Source organism: Hyphomonas oceanitis, from assembly GCF_036964545.1.
Taxonomy (GTDB): domain Bacteria; phylum Pseudomonadota; class Alphaproteobacteria; order Caulobacterales; family Hyphomonadaceae; genus Hyphomonas; species Hyphomonas oceanitis.
In genome coordinates, this window is record NZ_JBALTL010000001.1 from 13,553 (window position 1) to 37,201 (window position 23,649).

At 62.1% G+C, this 23,649-nt stretch carries 21 protein-coding genes; 10 read left to right on the forward strand and 11 right to left on the reverse strand.

The genetic code is table 11. The annotated features are described in order from the left end of the window. Nucleotides 1–126: 126 nt before the first annotated feature. The 4 genes from lepB to V7651_RS00090 all read right to left on the reverse strand — a co-directional run bounded on the left by lepB (nt 127) and on the right by V7651_RS00090 (nt 3,700). Complete coding sequence (gene lepB / locus V7651_RS00075; protein WP_335611787.1) at nt 127–984, reverse strand: signal peptidase I; 858 nt, start codon at nt 982–984, stop codon at nt 127–129. Between the two features lie 124 nt (nt 985–1,108). Further along, a complete protein-coding gene (locus V7651_RS00080) occupies nt 1,109–2,173 on the reverse strand; it encodes an MBL fold metallo-hydrolase (protein ID WP_335611788.1) in 1,065 nt (354 codons plus the stop codon). Between the two features lie 37 nt (nt 2,174–2,210). Beyond that, complete coding sequence (locus tag V7651_RS00085; RefSeq protein WP_335611789.1) at nt 2,211–2,711, reverse strand: gluconokinase; 501 nt, start codon at nt 2,709–2,711, stop codon at nt 2,211–2,213. Further along, nucleotides 2,708–3,700: a pseudouridine synthase gene (locus V7651_RS00090; RefSeq protein ID WP_335611790.1), complete on the reverse strand. Its 993-nt coding sequence runs from the start codon at nt 3,698–3,700 to the stop codon at nt 2,708–2,710. The genes V7651_RS00085 and V7651_RS00090 overlap by 4 nt, the downstream gene beginning before the upstream one ends. Before the next feature lie 107 nt (nt 3,701–3,807). On the opposite strand from V7651_RS00090, the gene V7651_RS00095 reads away from it, so the two are divergent. After that, nucleotides 3,808–4,989, forward strand: a complete 1,182-nt coding sequence (locus tag V7651_RS00095) for an MFS transporter (RefSeq protein ID WP_335611791.1) — start codon at nt 3,808–3,810, stop codon at nt 4,987–4,989. A 7-nt stretch (nt 4,990–4,996) separates the two neighbouring features. On the opposite strand, the gene V7651_RS00100 is transcribed toward V7651_RS00095, so the two are convergent. After that, nucleotides 4,997–6,766, reverse strand: a complete 1,770-nt coding sequence (locus tag V7651_RS00100; protein WP_335611792.1) for an acyl-CoA dehydrogenase — start codon at nt 6,764–6,766, stop codon at nt 4,997–4,999. A 124-nt stretch (nt 6,767–6,890) separates the two neighbouring features. Between V7651_RS00100 and V7651_RS00105 the strand changes: the two genes are divergently transcribed. The 8 genes from V7651_RS00105 (at nt 6,891) to V7651_RS00140 (ending at nt 16,921) form a co-directional block, all read left to right on the forward strand. Next, nucleotides 6,891–7,625: a YceI family protein gene (locus V7651_RS00105; RefSeq protein WP_035535917.1), complete on the forward strand. Its 735-nt coding sequence runs from the start codon at nt 6,891–6,893 to the stop codon at nt 7,623–7,625. A 16-nt stretch (nt 7,626–7,641) separates the two neighbouring features. Next, entirely contained in the window at nt 7,642–8,859 is a 1,218-nt protein-coding gene (locus V7651_RS00110; protein ID WP_335611793.1) for a cytochrome b/b6 domain-containing protein, read from the forward strand. Nucleotides 8,860–8,896: 37 nt separating this feature from the next. Beyond that, nucleotides 8,897–9,838: an L-threonylcarbamoyladenylate synthase gene (locus V7651_RS00115; protein ID WP_335611794.1), complete on the forward strand. Its 942-nt coding sequence runs from the start codon at nt 8,897–8,899 to the stop codon at nt 9,836–9,838. A gap of 40 nt (nt 9,839–9,878) precedes the next feature. Continuing rightward, nucleotides 9,879–10,496: an FMN-binding negative transcriptional regulator gene (locus V7651_RS00120; protein ID WP_335611795.1), complete on the forward strand. Its 618-nt coding sequence runs from the start codon at nt 9,879–9,881 to the stop codon at nt 10,494–10,496. Beyond that, nucleotides 10,493–11,902: an FAD-binding oxidoreductase gene (locus V7651_RS00125; RefSeq protein ID WP_335611796.1), complete on the forward strand. Its 1,410-nt coding sequence runs from the start codon at nt 10,493–10,495 to the stop codon at nt 11,900–11,902. Before V7651_RS00120 ends, V7651_RS00125 begins: the two co-directional genes overlap by 4 nt. A 60-nt stretch (nt 11,903–11,962) precedes the next feature. Further along, nucleotides 11,963–13,348, forward strand: a complete 1,386-nt coding sequence (locus V7651_RS00130) for an endonuclease/exonuclease/phosphatase family protein (RefSeq protein ID WP_335611797.1) — start codon at nt 11,963–11,965, stop codon at nt 13,346–13,348. Between the two features lie 340 nt (nt 13,349–13,688). Next, entirely contained in the window at nt 13,689–15,482 is a 1,794-nt protein-coding gene (locus V7651_RS00135; RefSeq protein WP_335611798.1) for a DUF1800 domain-containing protein, read from the forward strand. Nucleotides 15,483–15,505: 23 nt separating this feature from the next. After that, nucleotides 15,506–16,921 (forward strand): DUF1501 domain-containing protein, encoded by a 1,416-nt coding sequence (locus V7651_RS00140; RefSeq protein WP_335611799.1) that lies wholly within the window; start codon nt 15,506–15,508, stop codon nt 16,919–16,921. Nucleotides 16,922–16,927: 6 nt separating this feature from the next. On the opposite strand, the gene V7651_RS00145 is transcribed toward V7651_RS00140, so the two are convergent. Together V7651_RS00145 and mutL are read right to left on the reverse strand one after the other, a co-directional pair. Next, nucleotides 16,928–18,079 carry an alpha-hydroxy acid oxidase gene (locus tag V7651_RS00145; protein WP_335611800.1) on the reverse strand — a complete coding sequence of 384 codons (1,152 nt, stop codon included), beginning with the start codon at nt 18,077–18,079 and terminating at the stop codon, nt 16,928–16,930. A gap of 165 nt (nt 18,080–18,244) precedes the next feature. Further along, entirely contained in the window at nt 18,245–20,113 is a 1,869-nt protein-coding gene (gene mutL, locus V7651_RS00150) for a DNA mismatch repair endonuclease MutL (protein WP_335611801.1), read from the reverse strand. Nucleotides 20,114–20,261: 148 nt separating this feature from the next. On the opposite strand from mutL, the gene V7651_RS00155 reads away from it, so the two are divergent. After that, the gene (locus V7651_RS00155; RefSeq protein WP_335611802.1) at nt 20,262–20,831 is read left to right on the forward strand and encodes a c-type cytochrome; all 570 of its coding nucleotides are present in this window, start codon (nt 20,262–20,264) and stop codon (nt 20,829–20,831) included. Here the strand turns inward: V7651_RS00155 and V7651_RS00160 are convergent. The 4 genes from V7651_RS00160 to V7651_RS00175 form a co-directional block, all read right to left on the reverse strand. Further along, nucleotides 20,828–21,520: a hypothetical protein gene (locus V7651_RS00160; protein WP_035535909.1), complete on the reverse strand. Its 693-nt coding sequence runs from the start codon at nt 21,518–21,520 to the stop codon at nt 20,828–20,830. The two genes, V7651_RS00155 and V7651_RS00160, sit on opposite strands and share 4 nt — an antisense overlap. Before the next feature lie 68 nt (nt 21,521–21,588). Further along, a complete protein-coding gene (locus V7651_RS00165) occupies nt 21,589–21,987 on the reverse strand; it encodes a VOC family protein (protein ID WP_035535908.1) in 399 nt (132 codons plus the stop codon). A gap of 141 nt (nt 21,988–22,128) precedes the next feature. Beyond that, nucleotides 22,129–22,623 (reverse strand): MarR family winged helix-turn-helix transcriptional regulator, encoded by a 495-nt coding sequence (locus tag V7651_RS00170; RefSeq protein WP_241765632.1) that lies wholly within the window; start codon nt 22,621–22,623, stop codon nt 22,129–22,131. Nucleotides 22,624–22,880: 257 nt separating this feature from the next. Beyond that, complete coding sequence (locus V7651_RS00175; RefSeq protein WP_335611803.1) at nt 22,881–23,585, reverse strand: DUF805 domain-containing protein; 705 nt, start codon at nt 23,583–23,585, stop codon at nt 22,881–22,883. Nucleotides 23,586–23,649 lie beyond the last annotated feature (64 nt).

Below are 23,649 nucleotides of genomic sequence, written 5' to 3' on the forward strand. Positions count from 1 at the left end.
CAGCCTGTCTTCAAACCTGCTCAGGGCCCCGCGAGCCCGGTCTAGGAATTGCCACTAGCGGTGTTGGCGGCATGCGGCAAGGCGTCAATCGCCCGCTCGCGCGGCAACCTGTTGATGAATACAAGCCTACAGCCCGCGCCACACGCGTTTCTTGCAAGGCTCGCTGTCTTCGAACTTGCAGCGATAAAGCGACATGATCACCGTTTCGGTCCGTCCGACCAAGTGGTCCATCGGCACGAAACCAACGGATGCCTGGTCAGATTCAACGCTGAGCGGACAGCCAACACGGTCCACTACGCCATCAATCGGTGGACAATGGCCCGACAGGAACCGGCTATCGAGCGAATTGTCCCGGTTGTCGCCCATCAGGAACAGGTGCCCCTCCGGAACAACGAACAGGACCGTATTGTCGCCCCGATCACCCTTTTCCTGACGGTGCGTCAGCCAGGACGTTCCATCTTCCGCCGTCTCGCGCCATTCATACGCGGTCACGGCACGGCTCCGTCCATGGGGCACATAGCGCACAGTGCGAATAAACTCGCTGTCGATGGGATTGCCGTTGATGTAGACGGTCTCGCCGATCATCTGGATCCGATCGCCCGGCAGGCCGATCACGCGCTTTATCATCACACGCGCCGTATGCGGGTGTTCGAACACCACGACATCGCCGCGTTTGGGCGTACGGGCAAAAATCCGCCCCTCTGGAATAGGCAGGTAACGGCCAAGGCTGAACGGCAATGAGTACCGGTCATAGCCATAGGCAAACTTGGACACGGCCACGCGGTCACTGACCTGCAGCGTCGGCACCATGCTCTCGGACGGGATAACCCGTTGCTCATACAGCAGGCCCGAGAAAATCATGAAGACCGGAATGAAGACTGCGAGCGTGACCGCCCATTCGTGGAGTTCCCGCTTAACCTTCTGGCCGAAAGTTAGGGATTCGTCCTCATCCACGGAGTGGGCCTTTTCGCCGTCGTCTGCCATTGAGGCCTCACCTGATCTGTGTCTCTCAGGAATCTACTTAGACGAAACACGCTTCTCTTGCGAAGGTGTAAACTGTTCCGGCACTGCAAATTGCCCGTCATGACAAGGGCTTCAGCAGCAGGTGTCAGGCCAGGGCGTAGCGATCAACGCCGTCTTCGCCAGCAATCCGGACAACTTCGCCGCGATGAATCATGCAGTTCAGGTGGGCAATGGCCTCGCCGCTCGCCATGCCGACTTCGTCAGGCTGTATGGCCCGGCCGAAAAGACTCGTGAACGTGTCCATCACGGTCAGGGCCCCCTTCTGCATCCGGCCCTTAAGGCGCGAGAGCGCCGTCTCATGCCCGTCAATCAAGTGGCGCAACCGCGCATGCGCGCCCCGGAAAGGCTCATTGTGCGCGGGCAGAACCAGCACATTCTCCGGCAAGTGCGCCAGCAGCTTCTCGCAGCTCATCATCCAGTCCAGCAGCGGATCGGCCTCCGGCTCTGTCGGGTGCACCGACACATTGGACGATATGCGCGGCAGCAGCTGGTCGCCCGAGATCACCACGTTCAGCGCCGGGCAATACAGACACGAATGCTCCGGTGAGTGGCCATTTCCCATGACCACTTCCCACGTCTCGCCGGCCATCTGCAACGTGTCGCCATCCGCCAGCCTGCGAAAGGAATCAGGCATCTGGCTGACACCGCGGCCAAAGCCGCCGAACCGCTCCTTGTAATTGTCAATCTGGGCATCGTTCCAGCCCGCCCGGCGATAGAAGTCGATTCCCGCCTGCGGTGCCTCGCGCCCCGTGTCCGACACCAGCATGCGGCACGTCGTATATTCCAGCCGGCTCATCCACAGCTCGGCGCCGTATTTATAGCAGAGCCAGCCCGCACAACCGACATGGTCCGGGTGCATATGGGTTACCATCACACGCTTCAGCGGCTTCTCCGGCGTTACCCGTGCATCAAGCAGCGCTTTCCACGCCTCGCGCGTTTCCTTCAGCGGCATGCCTGTGTCGACAATCGTCCAGCTGTCACCGTCATCAATCAGCCAGAGATTGATGAACTTGAGGGAGAAAGGCAGCGGCATGCTGACCCATTCAATCCCCGGCGCAACCTCAATCGCTTCGGCCAGCTCGGGCCGCACATCGCCGTGCGGATAGTCGAGATTGGGCCGCTTCGGTGTTTTTGTCTGAAATCCGTCCATGACCCAGCATATGCCAAGCTTGCCATGCGTCGAGCCATCACGCTGGGTCAGGCGACGGCAAGGCTTCCTGTAGCATCTGAACCAGCTCGCTCACCGGGCGCATGGCATTTATCCGCTCTGCGCTATCAGGCACATCCAGCGCCGCCAGCTGGCTATCCAGCAGGCTCACCGGCATGAAATGCCCTGCCCGCGACGCCATGCGCGCCCGCAAGGCGTCCGCTGGCACATCCAGCCAGACAAAGCGGCATACACGCCCGCTATCGCGCACCAGGCGCGCCTGCACGAACCGCGTCAGCGCTGAACAGGCCAGCACCATGCGCGGCGCGTCGCTCTGCGCCACATGCGCAGTGATAGCGCTGATCCAGCCAGCGCGGTCTTCATCAGTCAGCGGTGTCCCCGACGCCATCTTCTTGCGATTGGCATCAGGGTGAAACGCATCGGCCTCGACGAAAGGCCAACCCGCCGCCTCTGCCAGTCCGGCGCCCACCGTGGTCTTGCCGCTGCCTGCGACACCCATCACGATGACGAGGTCTCTCATTTTATCGGCGTCCGTTTGCGAGGCGTTAGTTTCGTCCGCTTGAACTTCGGCTCATTGGGCTTCGGCTTGGACGATGGCGGCGCGTCGCTGCGGGGCTTGCCCAATGGTTTCTTGCCAGCGGCGGGCGGGCGTTCGCCCCCGGCAGGTGGTCGCTTGCCAGCCGGCGCCGGGCGCCGCACCGGTTCAGCGATCACGGGCGCCGTCGGCTCAGCCGAAAAGCCCTTGGCTTCCCAGCGCAGCAGCTCATCGCGTTCCCGCGCACTGATCGGGCGCCACTTGCCCTCCGGTAGCCCCGCTAGCGATAGCGGCCCGATCCGCACCCGCATAAGGTCCAGCACGCGCAGGTCCACCAGGTCGCACATCCGTCGGATTTGCCGATTACGGCCCTCGCGTAGCAGGAATTTCAGCTCATTGCCCTTGATGACCGTGACCGCTGCCGGTCGCAATTGGCGTCCATCCAGCTCCAACCCGTGGCGCAACAGCTTCAGCTTTTCCTCCGTCACGTCGCCGCGCACTTTGACGTGGTATTCCTTCTCCAGCTTGCTTTCCGGACCGATCAGCGCCTTCGCCAGCACGCCATCTTCGGACATGATCAGCAGGCCGCGCGAATCCTTGTCCAGCCGTCCCAATGGTGCCAGCTTGTTGTTTCGGCCCGGAATGGCATGCGCCCGGCCCGACAGGCTTTCCTCGTTGATCAGGCGCACGGCGGGTATCTCGCCCGGCTCCGGCGTGCCCGACACAATGCCGATCGGCTTGTGGAACATCAGCGACAGCTGGTTATCCAGCCGCCGCGCCGCCTTCTCGGTCAGGCTGAGCGTCTGCCCATCCTCGATCTTGTAGCCAGCCTCGGTCAGCACTTCGCCATTGATCTTGACGAGGCCCTTCTCGATCAGCGCATCGGCCTCGCGCCGCGAGCATACGCCCTCGGTCGCCAGCCACTTGTTGACGCGCATCGGCTCACTGCCGGAATATGTCTTGGTCCACGCCATGGCCGAATGATGCCTCCTGCGGCGGTTTCGCCCGTCATATAGGCAGGCCCGGCCCCTCGCAACCTGATGTCGACACGCTGGGCGATTCCGGCCATATGCCCGCTCCCATGTCTCAAACGCCCGCCCCCCTGTCCGCGCCTGCCTTGGCGTTTGCGCTGCTCATTCTGGGCACGACGCTCGGCATTGCGGGAACAGACCTTATCCTGCCTGCAATCCCTACGCTTCCGGAGACGCTCGGCGGCAGCCAGGCCATGGCCCAGCTGGTGCTGGCCGCTTTCGTGGCGGGCGGCTGCGTCGGGCTCATCCTTTACGGCGAACTCGGTGCGCATTTCGACCAGAGAAACCTCCTTGTCTGGTCTTTCATGGCCTACGCCCTGATCTCGCTGGGGTGCATCCTTGCCCATTCCCTGACCGTTCTGGTGGGCTTGCGCTTCCTTCAAGGGCTCACAGGCTCGGCCGCAGCAGTCTTCGCGCCGGGCATGATCCGCGCCATGTTCAGCGAGGCGCGCGCCGTCCGGGCCCTCGGCTTCATGGGCAGCGTCGAATCCCTCGTCCCGGCGCTCGCGCCGGTGGTCGGCGTCTGGCTGCTCGTCGCCTTTGGCTGGAAAAGCTCGTTCATCGTGATCGGCGTCCTCAGCGTCGTCGTCGCAGCTTTGGTCGGCGTCCTGCGTCACCGCCTGCCCGCGCCAGACCCGACGCGCGGGGCTGGCGGCTATCTCCGCCTCGCGCTGAACCCCGTGTTCCTGCGCTATGCTCTCAGCCAGGCCTTCACGCTCGGCGGCCTGCTCATCTTTGTGTTCGGGGCACCGGCCATGATCACGAAAGGCCTCGGCGGCACGCTGAATGATTTCATCATCATGCAGGTCGCAGGCATTGCGGTCTTCATCATCGCCTCAAACCTTTCCGGTCGCCTCGTCGACAGGTTCGGCGCTGAACCAATGATCTGGTTCGGCACGGCCCTATCGGCAGCGGGCGTTGTATCACTGCTGGTCTATGGCCTGCTCGGCGGCAGCGGCCCAATCGCGCTCGCCATCCTGTTTGCGCCCGTCAACGCCGGGCTCGGCTTTCGGGGGCCGCCCGGATTCTACCGCGCGATTGTTGCATCCGGCGGCGATGACGCCCGTGGCGCCGCGCTTGTCCTTCTGGCAATCCTGATGACGACCGCCATTGGCACCGCCGCTGCGGCGCCCTTCGTGACGCTCGGCATTACGCCGCTCGCCGCGATTGCCGCCGCCGTATCGTGCGGCTCGCTGCTCTGCCTTGCTGTCCTGCCGAAACTGAAGGCCTGAGCCGGCATCAGACCCCGAACAGCGCTTCGCTATTCTCGAGGAACCGGCTGCCGCCTTCAGTAATGCTGGCCACCTTGCCCGGCGCTGCGGCCAAGGCCGTCTCGGCGAAGAAGCCTGCCAATGCCAGCCGGCGCGCCCGCGCGGCGCCGTCGCTGGTGCGGGCTGCCACGGCCGCCTTGGTCAGGAAATGTCCGCCTATCACGTCCCCTGCGAGTTCCAGATAGGCCGTCGCCCCGGCCAGCGCCTTGTCCTGATTGCGGCTTTTCATCTGCTCCAGCATCCAGTCACTGGCGGTGCGCAGTGCATCGGCGCCCGCTTTCAGCCTGTCAGCGATCTGGACCAGTTGCGGGTCATTCGTCGCCCGCGCCGCTGCCGCCGAAGCTTCGACCTCGCCCAGCATCACCCGCATCGACTCGCCATTCGTCCCGCTCAGCTTGCGCCCGACAAGATCGATCGCCTGAATGCCGTTCGTGCCTTCATAGATCGGCGCAATCCGCGCATCGCGGTAAAGCTGCGCCGCCAGCGTCTCATTCATGAAGCCCATGCCGCCATGCACCTGCACGCCCATGCTCGCCACTTCGACGCCCATGTCGGACGACCACGCCTTCGCAATCGGTGTCAGCAGGTCTTCGCGCAGCTTGGCAGCCTGGCGCGTTTCCGCGTCTGGCGCTGCCTCGGCAAGGTCGGCCGCCACGGCACAGGCATAACAGATGGAGCGCGCCGCAGCGACGCGGGCCCGCATCGTGGTCAGCGTGCGGCGCACATCGGCATGGTGCAAGATCGGCACCGGGCCATCGACGCCCTTGATCATGCCCTGCTTGCGCTCCTGCGCGTAGGCAAAGGCCGTCTGGTAGGCCGCTTCGCCGACAGCAACGCCCTGCAGGCCGACATTCAGGCGCGCTGCGTTCATCATCGTGAACATGCAGGCGAGGCCCTTGTTCGGCTCGCCGATCAGCCAGCCCTTGGCATTGTCATATTCCATCACGCAGGTTGGCGAAGCGTGGATGCCCATCTTCTTCTCAAGGCCGATACACTTGGCGCCGTTGCGCGCGCCCGGCGTGCCATCCTCCTTGAGCAGGAATTTCGGCACCAGGAACAGCGACACACCGCGTGAACCCGCCGGCGCATCCGGCAGGCGTGCCAGCACGAGGTGCACGATATTCTCCGCCACATCATGGTCGCCCCAGGTGATGTAGATTTTCTGGCCGCTGATCGCATAGCTGCCGTCTTCCTGCGGCACGGCCTTCGTCTTCAGCGCGCCGACATCGCTGCCCGCCTGTGGCTCGGTCAGGTTCATCGTGCCGGTCCATGTGCCGGACACGAGATTCGGCAAATAGGCTGCCTTCAGCTCATCCGTGCCGTGCGCCAGTAGTGCCTCGATTGCGCCAAAGCTCAACAGAGGGCAGAGGCCGAACGCCATATTGGCCGCATGAAACATTTCCATCACCGCCAGCGACAGGGCTTTCGGCAGGCCTTGGCCGCCCCACTCTTCCGGCGCGGTCAAGCCCATCCAGCCACCATCGCGGAAGGCGGCATAAGCCTCGGCAAAGCCCGGCGCAGCCTTCACACCGTCCTCTGTAAGCGTCGCGCCTTGCGAATCGCCGGTCTGGTTCAGCGGTGCCAGCACGTCGCGCGCGAGTTTGGCTGCTTCGTCCAGGATTGGCGCAAGCAGTTCCGGGTCATAGGCCTCCAGCCCGGCAAGGCCCTCTAGGCGCTTCAAGCCTGCAACAGCTTCAAGGGTGAAAGCCATTTCGTCGAGAGGCGCATCATAGGCCATCTGGGGTGTCTCCGGATTGTGAATAGATGTTATTCGCGATAAGCAGTTACCGCGCCTACGGCCAAGGTCCAAGTGCAGTCCAGAATTACCGTTCTGCAATTTTCAGCCATCAGGAGTTATCCCCATGCGCCTTTTTCTAGCCTCCGTATCCGCCATCGCGCTCGTTGCGTGCAGCGGCCCAGCCTCGACCCCAGCCGAAACGGCTGAAACACCTGCCGCCGCTCCCGTCGAAGCGACACCAACCGCTGCACCAGCCGAGGCACCCGCTGCCGAAGTGAAATACGGCAAAACAGCCACCTACAAGCTCGACCCCACACACGCATCTCTGACCTGGCGCGTGAAGCACATGGGTCTGTCGAACTACACAGCCCGCTTCACGAATTTTGACGCCACGCTGGATTTCAATTCCGATGATGCGTCTGCCACGTCGCTGACCGCCACGATCGACCCGACATCTGTCGAAACCGATTACCCTGGCGACTTCAAGGCCGGTCACCCCGACAGCCCGTACAACTCGTTCGACGAAGAACTCAGCCAGAGCCCTGACTATTACAATGCCGGCGCGTTCCCGGAGATCACGTTCAAGTCCACCGATATCACCACAACAGGCCCTGACACCGGCACCGTGACCGGCGACCTGACCTTCCTCGGCGTGACCAAGCCCGTGACACTCGACGTGAAGTACAACGGCGTCGCCAACTTCCCTTGGGCGCCTGAAGAAGACCATATCGGCTTCTCCGCCACGGGCACACTGACACGCTCGGAATTCGGCCTGTCGGCTGGCACGCCTTATGTCGGCGACGAAGTCGAAATCGTCATCGAAGCCGAGTTCGCCGAAGTCGGCGCTCCGGCCGAATAAGGAACAACCCGACTTCATGTCCGCTACACATACATCACGTTACACAGCCGTCGCGATCGCCCTTCACTGGGCGATCGCGATACTCATCCTCTTCATGATCTGGCTCGGCTGGAACATGGAAGACAACGAGGCGCGCTACCAACTGCACAAGTCGATCGGCATCTCGATCCTCATCCTCTCCGTTGCGCGTGTGGCATGGCGCGTGATGAATCCGCCGCCGCCCCTCCCGGCGGACATGAAGCCACTCGAGAAGACGGCATCGCACTATGTTCACATGGGCCTCTATGTCCTGATAATCGCCATGCCCCTGCTCGGCTGGGCCCTGGTCTCGACCTCGAAATTCCAGGTTCCGACCGTTCTCTTCGGCACGGTCAGCTGGCCCAACCTGCCTTTCCTGAATGGCCTGCGCGGAAACGAAATCGTCCACGCCGTTCTCGAAACGCTTCATTCCAAAGGCGCCTGGGTCATCATCGGCCTGCTGGTCCTGCATGTGGCTGGCGCCATCAAGCATGAATTCTCCGGCGAGGAAGGCGTTCTCAAACGCATGATCCCCGGCCTGTTCGGCAGCACCGCGCCGCCGAAACCGCCAGCGCGCGGTTTCCTTGTTGCTCTGGGTGGCTCCACGCTGCTGTTCGCGCTGATTGCCGCTGTGCCGGTCATCGGCCAGTCTGCGGGCGCTGTTGCGCCGATGCCACCTGCGCCGGAAGGTGAAGCGCAAGCTGCAGCGCCTGCCGCCATCGAGGCGAACTGGGTTGTCGACTATGATGTCTCCGAAATCAGTTTCTCGGGCGTACATGACGGCAATGACTTCACCGGCACGTTCAAGGACTGGACGGCGGATGTTGCCTTCTATCCCGACGATCTGGCCAACTCGGCCGTGCTGGTCACGATCCAGACAGGAACGGCGACGACGCCCAAGAAGCTCTATAATGACAGCCTGCGCGCCCCGGAATGGTTTGACGTCAAGACCTATCCTGCCGCCACGGTTCGCCTGTCCGACTTTGCCAAAACAGATACGGGCTATACAGCGACCGCCACGTTGCAGTTGAAACAGCGCAGCGTCAGCACGCCGCTCGCCTTCACGCTCGATATCAATGGCGATGTGGCGACGCTCAATGGCGAAGCGACGTTCGACCGCAAGGAACTCGATCTTGGCCAGACGTCAGACCCGAACGCCCAATGGGTGAAGGATGCGGTCAAGGTGACCGTCACCGGTCAGGCAACGCGCAAATAGGTTCCGCCGCTCGCATCGCAATGCTATGGCCGCGCGCATGACCGCGAAGATCGTAACCCCGACGCCAGAAATGCTGGCCCGTGCTGCAGATGTGCTGCGGACGGGCGGGCTCGTCGCCATGCCGACCGAGACCGTCTACGGGCTGGCCTGTGATGCGGCCAATCCGGAAGCGGTGGCAGGCCTCTACGAGGCCAAGGGTCGCCCGCGCTTCAACCCGCTGATTGCTCATGTCGCCTCTCAGGCCATGGCCGAACGCGAAGCCGTGTTCACTCCCCTCGCGCGCAAGGCAGCGGAAGCTTTCTGGCCCGGTCCGCTCACCATGGTCCTTCCTGTCGCCGCGACAGGCCGGACCTGCGACCTCGCCCGCTCCGGCCTCGATACGATTGCCCTGCGCCGTCCGGCCCACCCGGTGGCGCAAGCATTGCTTGATGCATTCGGCGGCCCGCTTGTTGCCCCCTCAGCGAACCGATCCGGCCATGTCAGCCCGACCACGCCGGAGCACGTCCGCAGCGATCTCGCCGACAAGGTTGCCTACATTCTCGACGGCGGCCCGTGCGAGCGCGGCATAGAGTCCACCATCGTCGCCTTTACCGGCGAGACGCCCGTTCTGCTCCGCGCGGGCGCCCTCGAAACGGCCGAGATCGAGGCCGTGCTTGGCCTCACGCTGGCCCGCCCCGGCGACGCTTCCGGCATCACTGCGCCCGGTCAACTGAAGAGCCACTATGCGCCCCGCGCCACGCTCCGCCTTGATGCAGCAACACCCATGTCCGGCGAGGGCTATCTCGGCTTTGGCGATCATTGCCCGCTTGAAGGTAATCTCTCGCCCACCGGCAACCTGACTGAGGCCGCCGCCAACCTGTTCGCCATGCTGCGCGCTTTCGACCTGCGCTATGAGCGGATCGCCGTCGCCCCCATTCCGCACACAGGCCTTGGCGAAGCCATCAATGACCGCCTCGCCCGCGCTGCCCATCGCGACTGATCCTCTCGCGCCGTCACACCACTCCTGCTAAGTCACACGCATGCACCCAGCCCGCTCCTTCCACGAGACCGATATCGCCACGCTCGTCGCGCGGGCCCGCGCCTATTCGTTCGCCCTTGTCTGCGCCACACAGGGTGGCCGCGTCATGGCTGCGCATGCCCCCGTCCTGATCGACCATGAAGACGGCAAGGTCGCCCTGCGCTTCCATCTCTCGGCCAATAATGCCGTCACCGCCGCGCTGCAGTCCGGCAGCCGGGCCCTGATCGTGTTCACGGGCCCTGACGCCTACATCTCGCCCGACTGGTATGGCATGGACGATCAGGTGCCTACCTGGAACTACCTGTCAGTCGAGGCCGAGGGCCCCGTCACGCTGATGGACGATGCAGGCGCAACACAGGTGCTCGACGACCTCTCACATCTCCATGAAACCCCGCTCGCGCCCAAGCCCGAATGGACGCGCCACAAGATGACGCCTGGACGTTTCGAGGCCATGCTGCGTGGCATCCGCGCCTTCACCCTCGCGCCTGAACGCTTCGAAGGCACAACCAAGCTCGGCCAGAACAAATCCGCAGAACCGCGCGCGGGTGTGATCGCTGGCCTGTCCACCCACCAGGGCGGTATCGCCATCGCCGAAGAAATGCGAAAACACACATCATGACAAAACCTCCCGTCGCCTTCCTCGCCGCTGCCAAGGACCTGCTCGGCCCAAAGGGCTGGAGCGAGGATCCCGAACAGCTGGGCAAGGTCGCAACGCCGTGGCGCGGCTCCTTTACAGGCGAAACGCCTTTCCTGGCCCGCCCCGCCAGCACTGAGGAGGCCGCAGCGCTCGTGAAGCTCTGCGCCGCCCACCACGTCGCCCTCACACCGCAGGGCGGCAATACGGGCCTCGTCGATGCCGGCACGCCACATGGCGAGATTGTTGTCTCGATGACGCGCATGCATGCCGTGCGCAGTGTCGACCCCTTCAACAATTCCCTCGTCATTGAAGCAGGTGCGCCGCTCGTCACCGCGCAACAGGCGGCCGAAGATGCAGGGCGTCTCTTTCCCCTCTCCCTCGGTTCGGAAGGCACCGCCACGATCGGCGGCCTGATCTCCACCAATGCCGGCGGCGTCGCCGTGCTACGCTATGGCATGATGCGCGACCTGATCCTCGGGCTCGAAGTGGTCCTGCCCTCCGGCGAGGTCTGGAATGGCCTCTCGGGCTTGCGCAAGAACAATACAGGCTATGACCTCAAACACCTGTTCGCCGGCGCCGAAGGCACACTTGGCCTGATCACCGCCGCGACGCTCAAGCTCTTCCCGCAGGTCCAGCGCGCCAGCGCCTGGGTCTGCTGCTCCAGCACGGAAGACGTTATCTCCCTCCTCGCCCTCGTGCGGCAGCATGCCGGCGACACGGTCACCAGTTTCGAGATCATCCCGTCCGGTGCCATCGACATGGTACTGGAAGATGTGCCCGGCACCCGCGACCCGCTGCCGTCCGATCTGCCATGGCGCGTGCTCATGGAAGTCTCCATGGTGGACGAAGCCCACGCCCGCGACGCGCTTGAGAAAGCCCTCGAAGCCGCCTTTGAACAGGATCTCGTGAAAGACGGCGTCGTTGCCGCCAGCAAGGCGCAGGCGCAAAGCTTCTGGCACATCCGCGAAACGATCCCGCTGTCCAAGCGCGCCTATGGCACGTCCATCAACCAGGACATCGCCGTCCCCGTCAGCCGCATCCCGGCTTTCATCGAGAGCTGCAATGCCGCCGTCCTCGAAGTCGTGCCCAGCGCAGAATTCGTCATCTTCGGCCATGTCGGCGACGGCAACCTGCACTATTCGGTCTGCGAACCCGCTGGCGCCAATGCCCCCGTTCTCAAGGGTCACACACCTGCCGTCACACGCATCATCTATGACCAGACGATGGCTCATGACGGGTCGATCAGCGCAGAACACGGCGTTGGCCGTCTCAAACGCGACGAACTGGCCAACCTGCGCCCCCTCGCTGCCACCGAAACCATGCGCGCCATCAAACGCGCCATCGACCCCCTCGGCATCATGAATCCGGGGCGGGTCGTCTCGGTTTAACCCTTCAGTAACCAAACTTGACGAGATGCTAACCAGCGCAGAATGCGGAGCTGACGGGGCATGGCCTGGTATACGGACCTTCGGGACACACGGCTATTTTCGCTCTCCGAGCGCGACTGGACATCCCGGCGCCTGCTTGATCTGCGCGCCCGGCTGAAGTCTGCCCTGCCCGATGGCGTGCCCCGCAAGACCAAGGATGCCTCGATCATTATCGGCACCTGGAACCTGCGCGACTTCGACAATAACAAGTTCCGCCATGGCCCGCGCCGCCGCGAAAGCCTGTTCTACATTGCCGAAATCCTGTCGGCCTTCGACATCTGCGCCATCCAGGAAGTCAACGAAGACCTCTCGCCCATCAAGGATGTCATCCGCCTTATGGGCCCCGGCTGGGACTTTATCGCCACTGACGTGACCGTTGGCCCTTCCGGAAACCGTGAGCGCATGGCCTTCGTCTATGACAGCCGGAAGGTGCGCTTCCGCAACATCGCTGGCGAGATCGTTCTGCCCAAGCACGCATTGTTGCCGGACGAACAGCAATTCGCTCGAACGCCCTTCATGGTGTCGTTCCAGGCTGGCTGGTTCAAGTTTTCCCTCTGTACCGTGCACATCTATTTTGGTGACGATGGCAAGGAGAGCGAAGGCTACCAGCGCCGCGTCAAGGAAATCGAATATATCGCCAAGGAGATGGCGGGCCGCGCCGAACGCGAGAACGAGAACTTCATCCTACTGGGCGACTTCAATATCAAGAACACGGTCGATGAGACGATGCAGGCGCTGACCAAGGCCGGGTTCCAGCTGCCGCCAGACCTCTTCCCTTCCAACATTCTCGGCACGAAGTATTACGATCAGATCGCATTCCGCACGCGCAAGGATGAAGTCACGTTTCTGTCGGCCGGCGTCTTCAACTTCACCAAGACGCTGTTCACCCCTGAGCACTATGACCATTACGCACCGGTGCTGCCGACGCGCCACCGCGACCTCAATGGCGATGGCTCGCCCAAGGATCGCGCCAAGGACAAGGACTATTATTCCAAACGCTGGCTGACCTGGCAGATGTCAGATCACCTGCCCCTCTGGGTCGAACTGGCCATCGACTTCTCGGACGAACATCTCCTGCACAATCTCGAACCGCAATTCGAGAAGGGCGATGTGCCGGCCCAAGTGGAATATACGGATGCGGAGGAGGTGGAGACGATCACGTCGCCACCCGAACCCGCAGAGCCCGTCGGAAAGCGCCGGTCGCGCAAACGAAAGGCCCCCCGTATCGCGGCGAAAGAGAAGGTCGGCACGATCGCGCCGGCACCGCACATGACGCTCGGCGAGGCGTGGCGCATTTTCTGGTGGGTCGCATCGGGCAAGGCGGACGCGTTCAAACGCGAGCGCAAGAACCAACGCAAGGCGGAAAAAAGCAAGGCGTCGAAGCCCGCGCCAAAGCCGAAAAGCTAGCCTGAAATCCGCGCAAGACTGCTTTAATTTCAACCCTATAAATAATTAATGTTTCTACCTTGTTGCGAGCGGGAGCCCGTGCGAATCCCAATGGCTGCAGCAGTCATTAGGCGACCAATTTCGAGGCTTTGCCTGCGGCCCCCTGATATTCCTCAGATTTTGATGACATTAACTATTGCGCTTCTTGTCGGGGATGAGGCAATGAGCCCATCAGTTCAACTCCGGGCATGGACAGAATGTCACGAAAGCCCAATGGGGACAGCGGATTCTAACCAATCCTTCAGTTCACGAATGCCGGAGAAGCCGCAATACACGTTGAGCAAGTGTAGAGGGATTTTCAATGAAACAGCGGTCGCGCAAATATGTGCAGACAGTCGCCGCAAGCTTCGTGTTTGCGAGCCTCGTCGCGAGCTGCGGCGGTGGTGGCAGTGACGGTGGCACGGGCGGCGGCATAGATACGCCGAACCCGCCCACCACGCCGGGCTCGCCGCCTCCCCCTCCTCCTCCGCCACCACCTCCCCCCCCATCGCCACCTCCTCCGCCCACCACGGGCCCGACGCCGACCGGGACATATGACACGCGGATCGACAACAGGGTCGAGGCCCAGCAATGGCTGGGACGGGCAACCTTTGGTGGCGACTTTTCAAGCATCGTGTCGCTCGTCGGTACCGATGCGGAAGACTGGCTGCAGGCTGAGATCGACAAGCCGGCGTCGCTCTACCTGAGCGCCCTGCTCGCTCGCCGGGATAGTGGCGAGAATATCGACGGCTACAAGCATCGCGACATGCTCTGGGACAATATGATTGCCGGCAACGACCAGCTGCGCACACGCATGCTGTTTGCCTTGTCCCAATTGTTCGTCGTCTCGGATGACACGGCCAATAATGCGACGCCTCAAATTGCCTATTACATGGACGTGCTGTCGAAGAATGCCTTCGGCAACTTCCGCGACCTGCTTGAAGAAGTGACCTATTCCAGCGCCATGTCGCGCTACCTCACCTACTGGCGCAACGAAAAGGGCGATCCGGCAACGGGCCGCATGCCGGACGAGAACTATGCCCGCGAAGTGATGCAACTCTTCAGCATTGGTGTGGTCGAGCTGAATCAGGATGGCACACCGAAACTGGTCAATGGCAAGCAGGTCGAAACCTTCGACAATGATGATGTCGAAGGGCTCGCCAAGGTATTCACTGGCCTGAGCTGGGCGGGTCCCAATTTCTATCAGGAAGACGCAAACTCGCAGTACAAGCGACTCGTCATGTTCGATTACATGCATTCGTCTGAAGAGAAGCGTTTTCTTGGCGTGGTCATTCCTCCGAACACGGGTGGCGACGAGAGCATCAAGATTGCCCTCGACACGATCTTCGAGCATCCGAACACGGCGCCTTTCGTCTCCCGCCAGCTGATCCAGCGCTTCACCGCAAGTTCGCCCAGCCCGGAATATGTCAAACGCGTCGCGGACGTATTTGACGCCGGTACGTTCACCGCCCTCAACGGACGCGTCTTCGGCACCGGCAAGCGCGGCGACCTCGAAGCCACAGTGGCAGCCATCCTGCTCGACCCGAGCGTCAATGACGCCAACAATTATGAGAGCGAAGGCAAGATCCGCGAGCCTGTCCTGAAGTTCGTCAACTGGGCCCGCGCCTTTGATGTCAGAAACATAGATTCGTCTCGTGAAGGCATGCTCGATGATACGTCATCGCCATCCACAGGCCTTGGCCAGCAGCCCATGCGGTCTCCATCCGTGTTCAACTTCTACCGGCCCGGCTATGTCGCCCCGGGAACAGAGACAGGTGCACAGGGACTGACCGCGCCGGAGTTCCAGGTGGTGAACCAGGGCTCAATCGTCAGCTTCATGAACTTCATGACGGCGTTCATCTTCGACACCAGCGGACCTGCCGACAATTTCATCCCGGATTACAGCCCGGAAATCGCTATTGCCGACGATGCTCAGGCGCTAACCGACTATCTCGACCTCCTGCTCACCGGCAACACGATGACGGATGAAGCAAAGGCCGACATTGTCGAAGCCGTCTCCTCCATACCCGTTGCGTCTGATTCCGACCGCGAGAAACGTGCCAAGCTCGCCGCCTTCATGACGATCACCTCATCCGCTTACGCCATCCAGCGATAGCTCCAGATTCAGGGATAACCAGAATGGCTAAAATGAATCGCCGCCACTTTCTCCAGGCCGGAGCCGCGACAGGCTTTCTTGCCGGCACCGGCGTCCTCAGCACGCTGACCAGCGGCAAGGCCTTTGCTGCCAGCACGTCCGGATACAAGGCGCTTGTCTGCATCTTTCTAAAAGGCGGCATGGATCATGCGGATACAGTCTTCCCGCGCGATGTGGCCTCCTACGACCTGCTGGCCAAGGCCCGGCCTGGCTTGTTCGGCGCCTATGGACCGGGCGGTTCTCGCGACCGCAGCAACCTCCTGCCCATCAACCCAACCAACGCCGCCAATTTCGGCTCGCGCCAGTATGGATTGCCGTCGCAATTGGCAGGCTTCCAATCCATGTTTGAAGCGGGCGAAATGGCCATCGTCGGCAATGTCGGCCCATTGATACAACCGACGACCCGCCCCGATCTCGAGAAGGCAACCTTCAGCCTGCCGCCACGCCTTTTCTCGCACAACGACCAGCAATCCACATGGATGTCGCTTGGTGTGGAAGGCGCGCAGTATGGCTGGGGCGGCGCCTTTGCCGATGCCGCCATCCGGTCTGATTCCACGATGAACCCGCTCTATGCGATGGTCTCGGCAGGCCCCAATGACGTGTTCCTCTCGGGCACCGAAGCTAGTCAGTTCACAACCTCTTTTGCCGGGGCGCAACAGGTCAAGCTTGTCGACGATATCTACACGCTCGGCGGCGAGTCCAAGTATGATGCCGCGCGGCGCGCGCTCGACGACTATGTCGCCAAGGCCAGCTTCTCCGAAGACAATCTCTATGCCCGCGACTATATCAGTCAGTCCGGCAATGCGGTCATCAACAACAATGCCTATGACGCCGCCCTCAGCGGCAAGCCGGGGCTCACGGCCACGTTCCCGGCGAGCTACACAGCCCAGCAGCTTAGCAGCGTGGCACGCACCATCAGCATCCGTGATGCCCTCAACGTAAAGCGTCAGGTCTTCTATGTCTTCATGGGTGATTTCGACACGCACAGCGGACAGGCCGGTCAGATACCTTCGCGACACACCGAGCTTTCCGAGGCCGTTTCCGCCTTCCGCACAGAGATGATCAACCAGGGCGTCTGGAACGATGTCACCCTGTTCACCATGTCGGAATTCGGCCGCACGACGATCGACAATGGCGACGGCACCGACCATGGCTGGGGCGGTCACCACTTCGTTGCGGGCGGCTCTGTCGCCGGCAGGAAAATTTATGGTGACATTCCCACACCGGATCTTGGCTCCGATACGTTCACATCAACGCACGGCCGCCTCATCCCGAAAGTTTCGGTGGAGCAATATGCGGCAACGCTCGGTTCATGGTTTGGGCTCGACTCTGGCGAACTCTCTGCCGCCTTGCCCAACCTGTCGAACTTCACCGAGAAAAATCTCGGCTTCCTCACATAGGGCCCATCAGGGGCGGCACAGTCTCAGCAATGTGCCGTCCAGGTCCGCCACTTTCGGCACACCCAGCAGCGACAGGCCGCGCGTGACATCGGTTGCGAGTATGTCGAGCGCCCGCGTCACACCGGCTTCGCCGCCGGCCGCCAGGCCGTAGAGGTAAGCGCGTCCCAGCGCCACGCTATTGGCCCCGCGCGCCAGCAGCTTCAGGACATGCGCGCCCCGGCGCACGCCGCCGTCTGCAATAATCTCAACACCCGCACCGACCGCCGCGCGGATTTCCGGCAACAGGTCGATCACTGGCACGGATGTATCAATCTGCCGCCCGCCATGGTTCGACACCCAGACGGCACTTGCACCGCTATCCACTGCCCGGCGCGCATCCGCCGCCGTGCTGAGTCCTTTCACGGCAAACGGCCCGCCCCATTCATTGACGAACCATTCAAGGTCTTTCCAGCACATGGTCCGGTCGAAAAGGTCGTTGATCACGGCCATCACATCGCGCCCGCCCGTATCGACACTTTCGAAATTGGCCGGCCCAATGGGCGCCGAAGTGAACATATCGAACAGGTAGCCGGGCCGCCCCATCGCCTGCGTCGCCGTTTTCACATTGATGCTGGGCGGAATGGAGAACCCGTTACGCGGGTCGCGTTCGCGCAGGCCGGCAACCGTCGCATCCACCGTCAGTATACATCCGGTATAGCCCGCCGCCTTCGCACGTGCCATGAACTCGCGCACGATGCCCCGGTCTTTCCAGACATAGATCTGGATGAATTTCGGCACGTCGGGCGCCACCGCCGCGATGTCTTCCAGCGTCTGGCTGCCAAGCGTCGATACCGAATAGGCAATACCCGCTTTCTGCGCCGCTGCGGCCACCGCCAGCTCTCCCTTGCGCGGGTGGAACAGGCGCGAGGCGGCGGTGGGCGAAATGAAGAACGGCTGGGCAATCGTCTCGCCCAGCACAGTCGTGCTGGTATCGATTTGCGAACTATCGACCAGCGAATTCCATTGCCAGCCATAATCGGCAAACCGGTCGACGGAATGCCGCAAGGTCACTTCATCCTCGGCCCCGCCATCGATATAATCAAACACCATGCGCGGCAGGCGACGCTTCGCCAGCGTGCGCAAGTCACTGATACTGATCGCTTGTGAAACCCGGCTCATGGGCGGGACACTAGGCAGGATTTACCCCGCGCGCAATCACACGAAAGGGCACTTGCGCAACGTCAATGCCCCAGAAAATGCGCCCTGAAGGCAAGCCGATTTCCATGCGAATGTCGCAGCTCACGATGTGTCCGCCTGTGAACGCGTCGGCGCTGAAAGCTGACGCTAGCGCCGCCCGAACAGGCGCTCTACATCGGCGAGCTTCAGCTCGACATAGGTCGGTCGACCATGATTGCATTGGCCAGAATGGGGCGTCGCCTCCATCTGCCGCAGCAGCGCGTTCATCTCATCGCCATTCAGCCGCCGGCCCGCACGCACAGATCCGCGACAGGCCATGTTTCCCATGACTTCCTCGAACCGCTCCTTCAGCGCCAGCCCTGCTTCATACTCTGCAAAATCATCCGCCAGGTCGCGGATCAGGCCGATCGCGTCCATCTCGCCGAACAGCGCCGGCGTCGCCCGCACGCACACTGCGCCCGCCCCAAATGCCTCGATCTCGAGCCCCAGCTCGGCCAGCTCACCCGCCCGCTCCAGCACGCGCGCTGCCTCGTCCTCGGTCAGCTCCACCACGTCAGGGATGAGTAGCGCCTGTCGCTTCACGCCGCCCGCCGCCATCTGGCGCTTCATGTCCTCATAGACCAGGCGCTCATGCGCCGCATGCTGGTCAACAATCACAATGCCATCCGCCGTCTGCGACACGATATAGGTCTCGTGCAGCTGGGCCCGCGCCACGCCGAGTGGGAAATCCACCTGTGCAGGCGCTGGCACCGGCTCTATGCGCGCCGTCGGTGCATTCTCAGCATCATAAGGCTGTCTTGGCGGCTCCGCGAATACGCCCGGCTGATAGGCATCCGCCGGAGGCCGCGCCGCGCCGTAACCGTCATTCGCACCATAGGCGGGACGCGACGCAAACAGCGCCCCGCTCGGCATCGGCGCCTCGGCCTTCGCCTTGCCCAACGCAAAGCCCGCCACCGTCGTCGAGGCCCGGTGCCCCGCCGCCGCCAGCGAGTGCCGCAGCGCACCAATCATCAGCCCCCGCACATTGCCCGCATCGCGGAAGCGCACTTCCGTCTTTGCCGGGTGCACGTTCACGTCGACATATTCCGGGTCCAGCTCGACAAACAGCGCCGCCATCGGGTGGCGATCGCGCGCCAGGAAGTCTTGGTAGGCCGCGCGGATAACGCCGTTGAGCATCCGGTCCTTCACGGGACGCCCGTTGACGAACATGAACTGCATCTGCGCATTGCCGCGATTGAGCGTCGGCAGGCCTGCAAAGCCGGTCAGCCGCACGCCTTCCCGCTCCGCATCGATCGCCACGGCGTTGTCACGGAAGTCCCGTCCCATGATGGCGCCAAGGCGCGACAGCTGGCCATCCTCGCCTTCTGGTTCTGCCGCGTGTCGGAACAGGCTGCGCCCATTGCTTTCAAGGCTGAAGGCGACCGTCGGGTTCGCCATGGCGAGCCGCTTGACCACATCCGATACGGCCATCGTCTCGGACCGTTCGCCCTTCATGAATTTCAATCGCGCGGGCGTCGCATGGAACAGGTCGCGCACTTCAATGCGGGTGCCGGTATCGCCGCGCCCGGTAAATGCCGCCGGTCTTGGCCCCTCGATCCGTCCAGCCTCGACAAACACGTCCGCAGCGTCCTCACCAGTCGCGCGTGACGTGATGGTCATCCGGCTGACCGACGCAATCGAGGGCAGTGCCTCGCCGCGAAACCCCATCGTGTGGATGTTCAAGAGGTCCACCCGGCCGTCATCACCCGGCACCAGTTTCGAGGTCGCGTGGCGCTCCAGCGCCAGCAGCAAGTCATCCGATGACATGCCACAGCCATCGTCCTCGATCGTCATCCGCTTCAGGCCGCCATCCTCGATGGCAATGCTGATGCGGGTCGCCCCCGCATCCAGTGCATTCTCCGCCAGTTCCTTGACGGCGGCGGCGGGTCGCTCGACCACTTCACCCGCCGCGATGCGGTTGACCACATCATGGGGCAGTTTGCGTATTTGCGGCTGGGGACGAACGGAATCAGGCATGCGCAAACCCTAACCCAGCAGGCGGGTTTTGTCGCGGTCCCGCATCAGGCCATATATGTCAGCGCGAAGTGTCGCGTTTCAGGCGGTTGCAACCCGCAACGCTTCGGCTCACATTGGCCCTCGACTGTCTCAAGAGGATACAAAGACCATGCTGAAGCCCGTTGCCGCAATCGCCGCCCTTGCCATGATTGCCGCATGTGGCGGCTCTGGCGCCGACGAATCCACCCCGCCTGAAGTCACCGCAGCGCCTGCCGCAACCCCGGCGCCGGTCGCGGCGTCAACCCCGGCCCCCGCACCTGTTGCTGTAGCGCCCGGCGAACCCAGCCCTGAATTCGCGAGCCTCCCCGCCCCCTACAACGCGGCCAACTACGCGATCGGCAAGCGCACGTTCAAACTCTGCCAGTCATGCCACCTCACGGCTGAGGGTGCCGGCAATCTCGTCGGCCCCAACCTGCACGGCCTGTTTGGCCGCGAGGTCGGTTCGCTTCCGGGCTTTGCCTATTCCGATGCGCTGACTAATGCCGATTTCATCTGGGAGCCGCACCATCTCGACGAATGGCTGACCAATCCGCGCGCCTACCTGCCGGGTAACCGCATGAGTTTTGCCGGCGTCCGCAAGCCGGCAGACCGCGATGCCCTCATCGCCTACCTGATGCTTGAGACCGGCTACACGTCAGCTGAAGGCGACGCCCCGAACGAGGAAGCGCCTCAGCCTTAGCGCCGTGTGGTGAGCGCCACCAGCCAGGCGCTCTCCTCATACGCGCCGCCAAATTCCTCGCGATAGCCAACCGCCACATCGACATGCCCGAAGTGATAGCCGATCTGCGACTCGTACTTGTTCGAGTCCGCGCTGTCATTGCTGCGTTCCAGCCACACCTGCTGCGTCACGAAGATGCGGTCGCTGATATCGGCGCCATAACCGAACTCCGCCCGCTCGCGAACACAGCCGTCCTGGTGGCTGATCGCGGCGACATCGGCGAACAGGTAATAACCAAGGCTGCGCCGCACGCCTGAATAGCCGCTGCTAAGCCGCGCCTCAGCGCCCCACTCGTCGCAGCCATAAGTGCCCGCAATCGCGCTGCCATATACCGGACCACCCTCAACGCCGAACGTGAACCCCTTACGCGACCAGAGCTGACGCCGCGCTGTCAGCCGATATGACTGGCGGTCAATGCTGCCAATACTGTCTTGGTAGGCCACCGCTTCGCTCTTGCCCGTCAGCGTCCAGCGGTCGGTCAGACCATACTCGCCATAGACATCCGCCCGGTAGCCGTTGATCCCCTCGAGCGTCTCGCTGGAGACGAGGCCGCGCAGGTAAAAGCCGCCCAGATCACGCGCCCAAGGGCCCGCCTCAGCCGGACCTACGGCGACAATCGCACCGAGAAGAACTGCACCCCATCCCCGCATGGTTGCAAAGGTTAATGGAAAAACGCAGCGCCGCCCAGCAAAAAATGGCGCCCCGTATCCAGCCTTTATCAGGCACCCCAGGACGTATTCTGCAACACAACACGATAACCGTCAGGATCCTCGAACGTCACGCCTTTCGCGTCCCAATAGGCATTGAATGCCTTAACCGGACTGAACCCCGCCGCGCGCATACGCTCCACGGCCGCCGCGAACCGATCCGCTTCCGGCAGGTAGAACACAAGCAGGTTGTCTTCGGTCGGCGCACGCCCCGCAGCATGGCCGTGCGCGGTTGTGAACTCCATATGATAGGGCGCGCCGGGATGCCCCAGCATCACGCCATCAAAATCATCATGGTCGCGGAATTCATAAAGAACGCTGAAGCCCAGCCCGTCCCGGTAAAATGGAAGCAAGGCGTCCAGGTCATCCGTCGGACGGGCAATACGGATCGTCGCGTGCTCAAGGGTCATGTCTGTTCTCCAGTGGTTTCAAACATGGCCTTGTCGGACCTCAACCAAGGTTGAGGTCAATAACCTAACTGCCCCTCACAGCAAAAAGCCCCCGCCATGCGGCAGGGGCTTTTACTTGGAGACGCAGATTGCGGCGTTCGCCTAGAGGCGGAAGCGGATCTGGTCGGACCAGAAGCGCTCAAGGCGCGAAATGGTCTTGTTCAGCTGCGAGAGATCGTCATGACGCACGCTCGCCGTTGGTTCAAGAGCGGTAGCCTGCTTCTCGAACAGGTTAGCCACGCGGTCACGCACTTTCAGGCCACGCTCGGTCAGACGCAAGGTCACCGTACGCTTGTCATCCTCGGAACGCGTCTGGATCAGGTAGCCGCCTTCCTGGAGTTTCTTGACGTTGTACGACAGGCTGGTGCCGGCAAAGGCGCCACGGGCCCGCAGGACCGAAGCCGGAGCTTCGTCATCGCCAATCTCATAGATCAGCAGAGCCTGGACGCCGGTCAGCGACCGTTCACCACCGCGCTCGAGATCGTCCTTGACGACATCGTGAAGACGACGGTGCGCCTGTTCAAGAAGGGAGAGAGACTTGAGGAAAGACTCGCCGACGGAAAGGGGTGCAGTTTCCTGCATTTCAGAAATCATCATTAGTATCACCATCACTCAACTTTTGTTGTAGTTTGAGTATATTTACGCTGGCATTCCTAATGAATTGATAAGCATAGGTCTTTTTCAAGTGAAGAGAGTTAACATTTGGCCGAATGCATTAACCGTTACTGCGACGAAACGGCTTTTTGCCCCAAAACACCCCTAAAACTCCCGCATCACGCGAAAAAATGGCCGCGTCCCGAAGGAGGCGGCCATCTATTCATCATCAATACTTGGTTAAGCAGACTTATACAGCGTCAGGCGAATGTATCGGCTGTCATGGCACCAGCATACTTCGGGCTCGGCCCATGCTTGTTGGTGGCCGACTTGCTGTCCATGAACATGAAGACCAGAAGAATGAACCCACCGACATAGGGCACGAGGTTGAGCAGGACGAGCCAGCCGCTCAGGTCCTGGTCATGCAACCGCCTCACGCTGATCGATAGGCCTGGAAGTATATTATAGAGCCAGAACAGGATGGTCAGGACCGGAACGATGTTCGGGTCGCCATATTCACTCGTTCCATAGAATGACAGGCTCAGAACGACATCAATAATAAAGAAGACGAAGTAGGTGATCAGCACGAACAGGAAATAGCCCCAGTATTCCGCTCGGCGGGCCCGGCCATTGAACTGGGCAAAGTTCTTCGTCAACGCCCTTATGAAATAGGTCCACAGGCCGTCGCTCGGCTGCGGAACAGGTGCAGCATAGGCAGGCGCCGACATGCTCGGAGCCGCCGGATAAGGCGCCGCCGCCGCCGCTTGTGCGGCCGCGGGCGCAGCGCCCAGCGCATAGATGTCCCGCGCCTCCTCGCCCATGCTGACGAAATCGACGGTTTGGCCCGCCTGCAGCACCGAGCCATTGCGCACCTGAACCTGCGAGAACTGGTAACGCTGCCCATCCTCACCCAGGATCAAGCCTGCCCCGTCAGGGCTATCTGCCTTCAAAACCTCACCACGCATTGAATCGCTCCATCAGCTGCCGCGTCGTTCTTGACCGAGGGAGCAGCCGGTTGTCCACCCCAAA

Excerpts from the sequence above, each read along its gene's own strand:
- lepB (WP_335611787.1), bottom strand. The coding sequence starts at position 984 with ATGGCAGACGACGGCGAAAAGGCCCACTCCGTGGATGAGGACGAATCC.
- V7651_RS00080 (WP_335611788.1), bottom strand. The coding sequence starts at position 2,173 with ATGGACGGATTTCAGACAAAAACACCGAAGCGGCCCAATCTCGACTAT.
- V7651_RS00085 (WP_335611789.1), bottom strand. The coding sequence starts at position 2,711 with ATGAGAGACCTCGTCATCGTGATGGGTGTCGCAGGCAGCGGCAAGACC.
- V7651_RS00090 (WP_335611790.1), bottom strand. The coding sequence starts at position 3,700 with ATGGCGTGGACCAAGACATATTCCGGCAGTGAGCCGATGCGCGTCAAC.
- V7651_RS00095 (WP_335611791.1), top strand. The coding sequence starts at position 3,808 with ATGTCTCAAACGCCCGCCCCCCTGTCCGCGCCTGCCTTGGCGTTTGCG.
- V7651_RS00100 (WP_335611792.1), bottom strand. The coding sequence starts at position 6,766 with ATGGCCTATGATGCGCCTCTCGACGAAATGGCTTTCACCCTTGAAGCT.
- V7651_RS00105 (WP_035535917.1), top strand. The coding sequence starts at position 6,891 with ATGCGCCTTTTTCTAGCCTCCGTATCCGCCATCGCGCTCGTTGCGTGC.
- V7651_RS00110 (WP_335611793.1), top strand. The coding sequence starts at position 7,642 with ATGTCCGCTACACATACATCACGTTACACAGCCGTCGCGATCGCCCTT.
- V7651_RS00115 (WP_335611794.1), top strand. The coding sequence starts at position 8,897 with ATGACCGCGAAGATCGTAACCCCGACGCCAGAAATGCTGGCCCGTGCT.
- V7651_RS00120 (WP_335611795.1), top strand. The coding sequence starts at position 9,879 with ATGCACCCAGCCCGCTCCTTCCACGAGACCGATATCGCCACGCTCGTC.
- V7651_RS00125 (WP_335611796.1), top strand. The coding sequence starts at position 10,493 with ATGACAAAACCTCCCGTCGCCTTCCTCGCCGCTGCCAAGGACCTGCTC.
- V7651_RS00130 (WP_335611797.1), top strand. The coding sequence starts at position 11,963 with ATGGCCTGGTATACGGACCTTCGGGACACACGGCTATTTTCGCTCTCC.
- V7651_RS00135 (WP_335611798.1), top strand. The coding sequence starts at position 13,689 with ATGAAACAGCGGTCGCGCAAATATGTGCAGACAGTCGCCGCAAGCTTC.
- V7651_RS00140 (WP_335611799.1), top strand. The coding sequence starts at position 15,506 with ATGGCTAAAATGAATCGCCGCCACTTTCTCCAGGCCGGAGCCGCGACA.
- V7651_RS00145 (WP_335611800.1), bottom strand. The coding sequence starts at position 18,079 with ATGAGCCGGGTTTCACAAGCGATCAGTATCAGTGACTTGCGCACGCTG.
- mutL (WP_335611801.1), bottom strand. The coding sequence starts at position 20,113 with ATGCCTGATTCCGTTCGTCCCCAGCCGCAAATACGCAAACTGCCCCAT.
- V7651_RS00155 (WP_335611802.1), top strand. The coding sequence starts at position 20,262 with ATGCTGAAGCCCGTTGCCGCAATCGCCGCCCTTGCCATGATTGCCGCA.
- V7651_RS00160 (WP_035535909.1), bottom strand. The coding sequence starts at position 21,520 with ATGCGGGGATGGGGTGCAGTTCTTCTCGGTGCGATTGTCGCCGTAGGT.
- V7651_RS00165 (WP_035535908.1), bottom strand. The coding sequence starts at position 21,987 with ATGACCCTTGAGCACGCGACGATCCGTATTGCCCGTCCGACGGATGAC.
- V7651_RS00170 (WP_241765632.1), bottom strand. The coding sequence starts at position 22,623 with ATGATGATTTCTGAAATGCAGGAAACTGCACCCCTTTCCGTCGGCGAG.
- V7651_RS00175 (WP_335611803.1), bottom strand. The coding sequence starts at position 23,585 with ATGCGTGGTGAGGTTTTGAAGGCAGATAGCCCTGACGGGGCAGGCTTG.